This is a genomic window from Variovorax sp. E3 (assembly GCF_016082275.1).
Lineage (GTDB): Bacteria > Pseudomonadota > Gammaproteobacteria > Burkholderiales > Burkholderiaceae_C > Variovorax.
This window is the reverse complement of the sequence record NZ_MOWM01000220.1, coordinates 1-9,393: the sequence shown is the minus strand read 5'-3', so window position 1 is coordinate 9,393 and position 9,393 is coordinate 1. Positions and strand designations below refer to the sequence as shown.

Annotated in this window: 10 protein-coding genes; 1 reads left to right on the top strand and 9 read right to left on the bottom strand. The window is 67.6% G+C overall.

Annotated features, from left to right (window positions below; translation table 11 throughout):
• The first annotated feature begins 462 nt into the window (after positions 1–462).
• Positions 463–1,575, top strand: coding sequence for an ABC transporter substrate-binding protein (locus tag BMG07_RS37890; protein ID WP_198088797.1), 1,113 nt, complete (start codon positions 463–465; stop codon positions 1,573–1,575).
• A 22-nt stretch (positions 1,576–1,597) separates the two neighbouring features.
• On the opposite strand, the gene BMG07_RS37885 is transcribed toward BMG07_RS37890, so the two are convergent.
• The 9 genes from BMG07_RS37885 to BMG07_RS37845 form a co-directional block, all read right to left on the bottom strand.
• The gene (locus BMG07_RS37885) at positions 1,598–1,747 is read right to left on the bottom strand and encodes a hypothetical protein (protein WP_198088796.1); all 150 of its coding nucleotides are present in this window, start codon (positions 1,745–1,747) and stop codon (positions 1,598–1,600) included.
• A 130-nt stretch (positions 1,748–1,877) separates the two neighbouring features.
• Positions 1,878–3,572, bottom strand: a complete 1,695-nt coding sequence (locus BMG07_RS37880; RefSeq protein WP_198088795.1) for an MFS transporter — start codon at positions 3,570–3,572, stop codon at positions 1,878–1,880.
• A 181-nt stretch (positions 3,573–3,753) separates the two neighbouring features.
• On the bottom strand, positions 3,754–4,401 hold the full coding sequence (locus tag BMG07_RS37875) for a 2-hydroxychromene-2-carboxylate isomerase (protein WP_198088794.1): 648 nt from the start codon (positions 4,399–4,401) through the stop codon (positions 3,754–3,756).
• Complete coding sequence (locus tag BMG07_RS37870; protein ID WP_198088793.1) at positions 4,398–4,655, bottom strand: DUF1289 domain-containing protein; 258 nt, start codon at positions 4,653–4,655, stop codon at positions 4,398–4,400. The genes BMG07_RS37875 and BMG07_RS37870 overlap by 4 nt, the downstream gene beginning before the upstream one ends.
• Positions 4,652–5,140 (bottom strand): YbaK/EbsC family protein, encoded by a 489-nt coding sequence (locus BMG07_RS37865; RefSeq protein ID WP_198088792.1) that lies wholly within the window; start codon positions 5,138–5,140, stop codon positions 4,652–4,654. The genes BMG07_RS37870 and BMG07_RS37865 overlap by 4 nt, the downstream gene beginning before the upstream one ends.
• Positions 5,141–5,153: 13 nt before the next feature.
• Positions 5,154–5,801 carry a homoserine/homoserine lactone efflux protein gene (gene rhtB / locus BMG07_RS37860; protein ID WP_198088791.1) on the bottom strand — a complete coding sequence of 216 codons (648 nt, stop codon included), beginning with the start codon at positions 5,799–5,801 and terminating at the stop codon, positions 5,154–5,156.
• Positions 5,802–5,838: 37 nt separating this feature from the next.
• Complete coding sequence (locus BMG07_RS37855) at positions 5,839–6,759, bottom strand: hydroxymethylglutaryl-CoA lyase (protein ID WP_198088790.1); 921 nt, start codon at positions 6,757–6,759, stop codon at positions 5,839–5,841.
• A 157-nt stretch (positions 6,760–6,916) separates the two neighbouring features.
• On the bottom strand, positions 6,917–8,086 hold the full coding sequence (locus BMG07_RS37850; RefSeq protein ID WP_198088789.1) for an acyl-CoA dehydrogenase family protein: 1,170 nt from the start codon (positions 8,084–8,086) through the stop codon (positions 6,917–6,919).
• Positions 8,083–9,315 (bottom strand): CaiB/BaiF CoA-transferase family protein, encoded by a 1,233-nt coding sequence (locus tag BMG07_RS37845; protein ID WP_198088788.1) that lies wholly within the window; start codon positions 9,313–9,315, stop codon positions 8,083–8,085. Before BMG07_RS37845 ends, BMG07_RS37850 begins: the two co-directional genes overlap by 4 nt.
• Positions 9,316–9,393 lie beyond the last annotated feature (78 nt).

Genomic DNA, 9,393 nt, shown 5'->3' with positions numbered 1-9,393 from the left:
AGGTTGCTTGCGCGCATGCACGTTGAAGAAGGGGGCGCGAGGCCAAGGTCGGCTTTTGGCCGAGTGCGGCTGTCGGGTCGCATTCTGACGTACCTGCCACCGACCAATAACACGCGCAAAGCGACTCACGCAGCCATGTCCCAAACCCCATCACGGTAGTCCACCTGTCGCCCGGAGGGCAGGGCAACCTCCGTCGAAGGCTCTCCATAAACGGCGCCCGCCGCCCCCCGCAACCGCCCAGATCTCGAACCGCGCTCCGAAGTAACCACCGTCGCAGGACGGTCGATTTCAAAGGCATCGCGGCTCCGTTCCCGGTGAAGAAGCCTTCATTCCATTGGAATCGACAGCGGCATCTGGAAACCTTGGTTTGACAGGGTTTCCATGCGATCGCGAATGTCACTTTCAGCAACACATTACACACCTGTTGACAGGGGCGCCCGCCTCGTGGAAAGGCTTTGCTCGATGAAGAAGACGTTCACGTCCTGCGCCGCCGCGCTTGTCCTGGCCGTGATGGCGCAGGGTGCGCCGGCCCAGATCCTGATCGGCCAGTCGGCCGACCTTTCGGGGCCGGTGGCGGCCAGCGTGAAGGAAACCATCATGGGCTCGCAGCTCGTGATCGACGCCGTGAACGCGCAGGGCGGCATCAACGGCGAGCAGATCGAGGTGATCCGCCTGGACGACGGGCTCGACGCCAAGCGCTCGCTCGAGAACACGCGCATCCTCATCGAAGACAAGAAAGTAGTGGCGCTGCTGCTGAACCGCGGCACGCCCAACACGCTCGCGGTGATTCCGCTGCTCGACAAGTACGGCGTGGCGCTGGTCGGCCCGTCGACCGGCGCGATGGCGCTGCACAAGCCGCTGCAGAAGAACATCTTCAACGTGCGCTCCACCTACCAGCGCGAGGCCGAGAAGGCCATCCAGCACCTGCAGACCACGGGCATCCAGCGCATTGCCGTGGTGCAGGCCGACGACTCCTTCGGCAAAGACGCGATGGAGGGTGCGAACAAGGGCTTCGAGAAAGCCGCGCTGAAGCCGGTGGTGGTCGCGCTGGCCGACCGCAACAAACCCGACTACTCGGCCATCGTGCCGCAGCTCACCAAGTCGAACGCACAGGCCGTGCTGTGGATCGGCTCGGGCACGGCCGTGACCGACGGCATCAAGGCGCTGCGCGCCGCGGGCTCGGCGGCGCAGATCATCACGCTGTCGAACAACGCGGCCTCGGGCTTCATCAAGGAACTGGGCTCGGCCAGCGCGGGCGTGATCATCACGCAGGTGCTGCCCTACGAACGCGCGATGGGCCACCCGCTCATCAAGGAGGCGATGACGCTGGCCAAGGCCAAGGGCCAGAACGAGCTGTCGCCCGCGCTGCTCGAGGGCTTCGTGGCCACCAAGGTGATGGTCGAGGCGCTGCGCCGCACGGGGCCCAAGCCCACGCGCGCCAAGCTCATCGCCACGCTCAACAACTTCCAGTACGACATGGGCCCGGGCCTGGACATCGGCTATTCGCCGACCGACCACACGGGCATCGAATACGTCGACCTGTCGATCGTGAGCGACGGCCGCTTCAAGCGCTAGCCGGCCGCGTCCTTCCCTCTCTTCACTTGGGTGCCGCGGCGGGCGCGGCCTCGTGCGTGGTGGTGTCGCCGCCGTGCTTCTCGCCGGACATGTCGACCTTGTCACCGGCCTTGGAAATCACGAACAGGGCCAGGGCGGCAAAGGCGATGAAGCCGACGGCGATTTTCCACATGGGGGTTGTCTCCTGATGAGGTTGAAGCAAGGGGCTCAAGAAAAAGGCTTCATGCGGTTGGCATGAAGCCTCTTTGTTGAACGGAGGGCGCGGGTGGCGCCCTCCTTCTTCATCATTCAATGAACTCAGCTCAGTCGTTGGCGTAGATGTCCACGTCTTTTGTCTCGCGGATGAACAGCGTGCCGATGACCAGCGTGATGCCCGCGATGATGATCGGGTACCACAGGCCGTTGTACATGTTGCCGGTCGAGGCCACGATGGCGAAGGCGGTGGTCGGCAGCAGGCCGCCGAACCAGCCGTTGCCGATGTGGTACGGCAGGCTCATTGACGTGTAGCGGATGCGCGTGGGGAACATCTCGACCAGCATCGCGGCGATCGGGCCGTAGACCATGGTCACCAGCAGCACCAGCCAGAACAGCAGCAGCACCGTGAGCACCTTGTTCATCTTGGCGGGGTCGGCCTTCGAGGGGTAGCCCGCGATCTTCAGGTCTTCGGCCACGCCCTTCTTGAAGGCGGCGATTTCCTTGGCGGAGCTTTCGTCGAACTTGAGGTTCACGACGTTGCCGATGGGGGCCTCGACGGTCTTGTCGCCGATCTTCACGACGGCCTTCGAACCCGGCGCGCCGGCCACGTTCTCATAGCTCACCGAGTTCTGCACGAGGTAGCGCTTGGCGATGTCGCACGAGCTCTTGAAGTCGATCTCGCGGGCCACCGGGTTGCCCTGGAACGAGCAGGTCGCGGGGTCGGCCGTCACCGTGACGCCGGCCGTGGCTTGCGCGCGGGCCAGGTCGGGGTTGGCGGCTTCGGTCAGCATCTTGAAGACCGGGAAGTAGGTGACCACGGCCAGCAGGCAGCCGGCCATGATGATCGGCTTGCGGCCGATCTTGTCGGACAGCGTACCGAAGATCACGAAGAACGGCGTGCCCAGCAGCAGCGCCGCGGCGATCATCAGGTTGGCCGTGGTCGCATCGACCTTCAGCTGTGCCGTCAGGAAGAACAGCGCATAGAACTGGCCCGAATACCAGACCACCGCCTGGCCGGCCGTCAGGCCCACCAGCGCCAGGATCACGATCTTCAGGTTCTTCCACTCGCCGAACGACTCCGACAGCGGGGCCTTCGAGGTCTTGCCCTCGGCCTTCATCTTCTGGAAGGCGGGCGATTCCGACAGCGTCAGGCGGATCCACACCGAGATGCCCAGCAGCAGGATCGACACCAGGAACGGAATGCGCCAGCCCCAGTCGTTGAACACCGCTTCGCCCAGGCCCTCGCGCACGCCCAGGATGACCAGCAGGCTCAGGAACAGGCCGAGCGTGGCCGTGGTCTGGATCCACGAGGTGTAGGCGCCGCGCTTGCCGTGCGGCGAGTGCTCGGCCACGTAGGTGGCGGCACCGCCGTACTCGCCGCCAAGCGCCAGGCCCTGCAGCATGCGCAGCGCGATCAGGATCACCGGCGCCGCGACGCCGATGGTCGCGTAGCTGGGCAGCAGGCCGACGATGAAGGTCGACAGGCCCATGATCAGGATGGTCACCAGGAAGGTGTACTTGCGACCGATCATGTCGCCCAGGCGGCCGAACACGATGGCGCCGAACGGACGCACCAGGAAGCCGGCGGCGAACGCCAGCAGCGCGAAGATGAAGGCCGCGCCCGCATCCAGGCCGCTGAAGAACTGCTTGGCGATGATCGCGGCCAGCGAGCCGTACAGGTAAAAGTCGTACCACTCGAACACGGTGCCGAGCGAGGAGGCGAAGATGACTTTCTTCTCCTCCGCTGACATGGGCCGGGGGGCCGGATGCGGCACTCCCCGTGAATCTAGTGTGGCTGCCATTGGTCGTCTCCTGTGTGTATGCGTTCATGCGGTTCCCCGATTTCCGAGGACCGTGGCGCATTCTTGGAGCCGCGACTGACCCGAGCCTTTCGCGAAACTGAATCGACGCTTACGGATTAAGGTGAAACCCGCGGGGTGCGTTTCAGCTTGTAAGAAATCGAGCCCCTGCTCGGGTTTCTCCTCAGCCCTGCTTGTTGCTGCGCAGCAAGGATGGCCGCTGGTCGGCCGCGGCCCATTGCGGGCCGTCGAACCACGCGTCGCCCGACAGGTAGGCGCGCAGCATCGCGAGGCCGTCGAAGCCCCAGAACAGGCGGCCGTCGACCACGTAGGCCGGCGTGCCGAACACGCCCAACTGCAGCGCCTCGTCGGTGTTGCGCTTGAGCAGGGCCTTGCTCTCGTCGCTGCCGGCGTCGCGCTTGGGCTTCAGTTGCGCCGTGAGTTCGGCCAGGCGCGCGGCGTCGCCCGCTTCGCCGCCGCCGCGCCACACGTGGCGAAAGACGGTCTCGGCCACGAGGCGACTGATGCTGCCGTCGTCGCTGGTCGACAGCGCCAGCCGCAGGTGCGCCAGTGGGTTGTAGGGGTGCGAGGCCGGCATCGCGATCTCGATGCCGTGCGCGTGGCCCAGCCACAGCACGTGGCGGTAGGTCCAGCTGCGCTTGGACGGGATCTCGGCCGGGCCGAGCTGGCCGTGCTGCTTGAGCAGCGCGCCCAGCAGCACCGGCTTGTAGGCCACGCTGTAGCTCAGGCCTTCGAGCGCCTCGGGCAGGTGCTCGAAGGCAAGGTGCGCGTAGGGCGAGATGAAGTCGAGGTAGAAGTCGATGTGCTTCATGCGGCGTTGTCTCCGGGAACGCGCCAGATGCCGGCGCGTGCCCGCAACTCTATCGCGCGCCACACGTGGCGCCGCGTCTCGTCTTCCATCTTGCTCCAGCCCGCGATCTCGGGAATGGTGCGCAGGCAGCCTTCGCAGAAGCCGCTCAGGCGGTCCATGCGGCACACGGAGGAACACGGCGAAGGCACGTCTTGCGCCATGGCCTGCACGGCCACGGCACGGTCGGCCAGCGTCTCGGCTTCGCCGAAGTTCACACCACGTCCGCCACCGGCGCGCCGGTCAGCTTCTCGAGGTCTTGCGGACGCAGCTGGAACACCGCGTGCGGGTGGCCCGCCGCCGCCCAGATGTCCTCGAAGCGGAACAGCTCGCGGTCGATCAGTACCACCGGCGGGGTCACGTGGCCCACGGGTGACACGCCGCCGATGGTGAAGCCAGTGCGCGCCTTCACGAAGTCGGCGTCGGCGCGGCCGGTCTTGCCGACCAGCGCATCGACCTTCTTCTCGTCGACGCGCTTGTCGCCCGAGGTGATGACCAGCACCGCCGCCTCGTCGCTCTTGCGGCGGAAGATGATGCTCTTGGCGATCTGCCCGACGGAAATGCCGAGCGCGTCGGCCGCCTGCTGCGCGGTGCGGCAGGCGTCGTCGAGCATGCGGGGCGAATGGGGATGGCCGGCGTCCTGCAGCACGCGGGACACGCGTTGCACGCCTTCGGGGAGGGAATGGAGTTCAGAACCGCACATGCGCTGGAATCTATCAGGCGCTGCGCTTGAACATGAACAGGAACGCGCCCATGGCCATCAGCACGCCGCCGAACACGCGGTTCTGCGCGCGCCGCGCGCGCACGCTGCGCAACACGTTCTGCAGGCGCGCGGCCAGCCAGGCGTAGCCGTGCATCACGGTCACGTCGACCATCACCGTGGTGGCCAGCAGCACCAGCAGCTGCAGCCACAGCGGCCGCGTCGGCTGGATGAACTGCGGCAGCACGGCGGCCATGAAGACGATGCCCTTGGGGTTGGTCACGTTGGTCAGGAAGCCGCGCAGCACGCGCTGCGGCGCCGTGAGGTCGGGCTCGCGCACCGACGCTTCCGCGTCGCCCTCCGCCGCCGCAGCCGCGGCCACGGGCGCGCGCCATTGGCGCCAGCCCAGCCACAGCAGGTAGCACGCGCCCACCACCTTGATCACCGTGAACGCGGTGGCCGAGGCGGTGAGCACCGCGCCCACGCCCAGGCCCGCCACCAGCAGGATCACGGCCAGCCCCAGCTGCAGGCCGACGATGGTCGCGGTGGTGCGCCGCACGCCGTAGCTGAGGCCATGGCTCATGCTGAGCACCGCGCCCGAACCGGGCGACACCGCGATGACGCAACTCGCCACCAGAAACGCGAGCCAGACTTGCAGATCCACGAAAACTCCTGTGTATGTATGCGTGTGTGTTCGGGGCTCAGCCGGCCCGCTTGGTGCGGATGGCCTTCGACGCGAGCGAGTTCGGCTCGCGGCCCAGCGCCTGGCTGATGTACACGCCTGCGTCGATCAGCTTGTCCAGGTCGATGCCGGTCTCGATGCCCATGCCGTGCAGCATGTAGATCACGTCCTCGGTCGCCACGTTGCCCGTCGCGCCCTTGGCGTAGGGGCAGCCGCCCAGCCCGGCCGAGGACGACTGGAAGTTCCACACGCCCAGCTCGAGCGCGGCCAGCGTGTTGACCAGCGCCTGTCCGTAGGTGTCGTGGAAGTGGCCGGAAACGGCGGCTACGTCGAAGTGCGCCAGCGTGGCCTCCATGGCCGCTTGCACCTTGCGCGGCGTGCCCACGCCGATGGTGTCGGCCACGTCCACGCGTTGCACGCCGATGCCCTTCATCAGCTGCGCGAGGTAGCCGACCTTGGCCGGCGCGATCTCGCCTTCGTAGGGGCAGCCCACCGTGCACGACATGGCGCCGCGCACGTCGATGCCCTTGTCGAGCGCCGCGGCCACCACCGGCGCGAAGCGCTCGATGCTCTCGGCGATGGAGCAGTTGATGTTCTTCTGGCTGAAGGCCTCGCTCGCGGCGCCGAACACCACGATCTCGTCGGGCCACTCCTCGCGCGGCGCGGCAATCGCGGCCTCGAAGCCCTTCATGTTGGGCGTGAGCACCGAGTAGCGCACGCCGGGCTTGCGCCGTATGCCGTGCATCACCTCGGCGTTGTCGGCCATCTGCGGCACCCACTTGGGCGACACGAAGCTGGTGACCTCGATCTCTTTCAGGCCCGCGTCCTGCAGGCGGTGCACGAGGCCGATCTTGACCTCGGCCGAGACGGGTTGCTTTTCGTTCTGCAGGCCGTCGCGCGGGCCGACGTCGATGAGCTTGACGCGGGTGGGGAGTTTCATGGGGCTGTCTCTCTTGTCGCGGGAGGGTGAAAAAACCGCCTTCGATTGTCGGACACCTGGGAACACCCTGCGTGGTACACAAGTTCCGGAAGGTAGCAATGCGCGCCAGTGGCGTTGCAAATGGCGCCAACGACCGGTCGGCGCCCGGTCGGCATGCTCAGTACGACTTGGGCAGCCCCAGCGCCTTCTCGGCGATGAAATTCAGGATCATCTGCGGGCTCACCGGCGCGATGCGCGGGATGTAGCTCTCGCGCAGCAGGCGCTCGACGTGGTATTCCTTCGCGTAGCCCATGCCGCCCAGCGTGAGCACGGCGTTCTGGCAGGCGTCGTGCGCCGCCTCGGCCGCGAGGTACTTGGCGGCGTTGGCCTCGGTGCCGCAGGGCTCGCCCGCGTCGTACAGCGTGGCGGCCTTGAGCATCATCAGGTCGGCCGCCTCCAGGTTGGCCCAGGCGCGCGCCAGCGGATGCGCCACGCCCTGGTTCTGCCCGATGGGCCGGCCGAACACCACGCGCTCCTGCGCGTACTGCGAGGCGATGCGCAGCGCCGCGCGGCCGATGCCGATGGCCTCCGCCGCAATCAGGATACGCTCGGGGTTCAGTCCGTGCAGGATGTATTCGAAGCCCCGGCCCTCCTCGCCGATGCGGTCTTCCTCCGGCACTTCGAGCCCGTCGATGAAGAGCATGTTCGAGTCGACCGCCGCGCGGCCGAGCTTGTGAATCTCGCGCACCTCGACCTTGCCGCGGTCCAGCGGCGTGTAGAACAGCGTGAGCCCCTGCGTGGGCTTCTTCACCTGGTCCAGCGGCGTGGTGCGCGTGAGGATCAGCATGCGGTCGGCCACCTGCGCGGTCGAGATCCAGATCTTGCGGCCGTGCAGCAGATAGCTGCCGTTGGGCTGGCGCACGGCCTGCGTCTTCAGGCGCGTGGTATCGAGCCCCGCGTCGGGCTCGGTCACGGCGAAGCAGGCCTTCTCGGTGCCGGCAATGAGCGGCGGCAGGAAGCGTTGGCGCTGCGCCTCGCTGCCGAACACCACCACCGGGTTGAGCCCGAAGATGTTCATGTGCACCGCCGACGCGCCCGACATGCCCGCGCCCGACGCGCTGATGGCGCGCATCATCAGCGCCGCCTCGGTGATGCCGAGCCCCGCGCCGCCCTGCGCCTCGGGCATGGCGATGCCGAGCCAGCCGCTGTCGGCCACGGCGCGGTGAAATTCGTGCGGGAACACGGCGCGGTCGTCGTGGTCGCGCCAGTAGTCGGCGGGGAAGTCTTCGCACAGCCGTTCGATGGCGGCCACCAGCGAGCGCTGGTCTTCGTCGAGGGAGAAATTCATTCTGTATCTCTGTCTTTGTTCAAGGGGTCCGGTTGCAGCGTGACGCCGCGCCGGCGCATGCTTTCGATGGCCTCGTCGCCGTAGCCTGCTTCGCGCAGCAGCTCCACGCTCTGCTCGCCGATGCGCGGCGTGGGCCGGCGGATGGCGGTGGGCGTGGCGCTGTAGCGGCCGACCGGCGCCAGGGTGCGGATGCGGCCTTCGCTCGGGTGGTCGAACTCGGGATAGAAATCGACGGCGCGCAGGTGCGGGTCGTCGAGCAGGCTCTCGGTGCTGTGCAGGCGCGCCACCGGAATGTCGGCTGCGGCCAGCGCCGCGAACCATGCGTCGCTGGTGCGCGTGGCCATCACCTCGGCCACGAAGGCGTACACGGCGCCGATGTTCGCGGCGCGCGCGGTGTGCGTGCCGAACATCGGCGAGTCGCGCAGCGCGGGCCGGCCGATCACGTCGAAAAAGGCCTGCCAGTGCTTGTCGTTGTAGATCAGCACGCTGAGGTACCCGTCCGATGTCGCGTAGGGCTTGCGGTGCGGCGCGAGCAGGCGCGCGTAGCCCGTGGGCCCCAGCGGCGGCTCGAAGCTGTGGCCGCCGAGGTGGTCGCCCATGACGAACTGCGAAAGCGCCTCGAACATCGGCACCTCCACCGCCTGGCCCTTGCCGGTGCGCTGCGCGTGCAGCACGGCGGCCAGCAGCGCGATGGCCGCCTGCAGCCCCACGGCACGGTCGGCCAGCGTGACAGGGGCGTAGCGCGGGGCGTCGCCGCTTTGCTGCGCGAACAGCGAGGCGATGCCGGCCGCGCCCTGGATGAGGTCGTCGTACGCGGGCTTGCCAGCGTAGGGGCCCTGCTCGCCGTAGCCGAAGGCGCCAAGGTAGACGATCTTCGGGTTGACCGCCGCCACCGCCTCGTAGCCGAGCCCGAGCCGTGCCATGGCTTGCGGGCGCGTGTTGTAGATCAGCGCGTCGCAGCCGGCCGCGAGCTTCAGGCAGGCCTCGCGTCCTTCGGGCTGCTTGAGGTCGAGCACGATGGAGCGCTTGTTGCGGTTCAGGTGCATGGCCATCGCGCCCATGCCGGGGTGGCGCATCGGGCCGACGGCGCGCAGGTTGTCGCCGCCGGGCGGCTCGACCTTGACGATGTCGGCGCCGAGGTCGCCCAGCGTTTGCGTGGCGTAGGGGCCCATCACCACGGCCGTGAGGTCGAGGATGCGGATTCCTTCGAGAGGTCCTGTGGAGTTCATGTCTTGGTCTTCGCTCCTTCCCCCTCCGGGGGAAGGCTGGGATGGGGGCAGGCAGAGCGCCCGATGGGGACGCCGCCG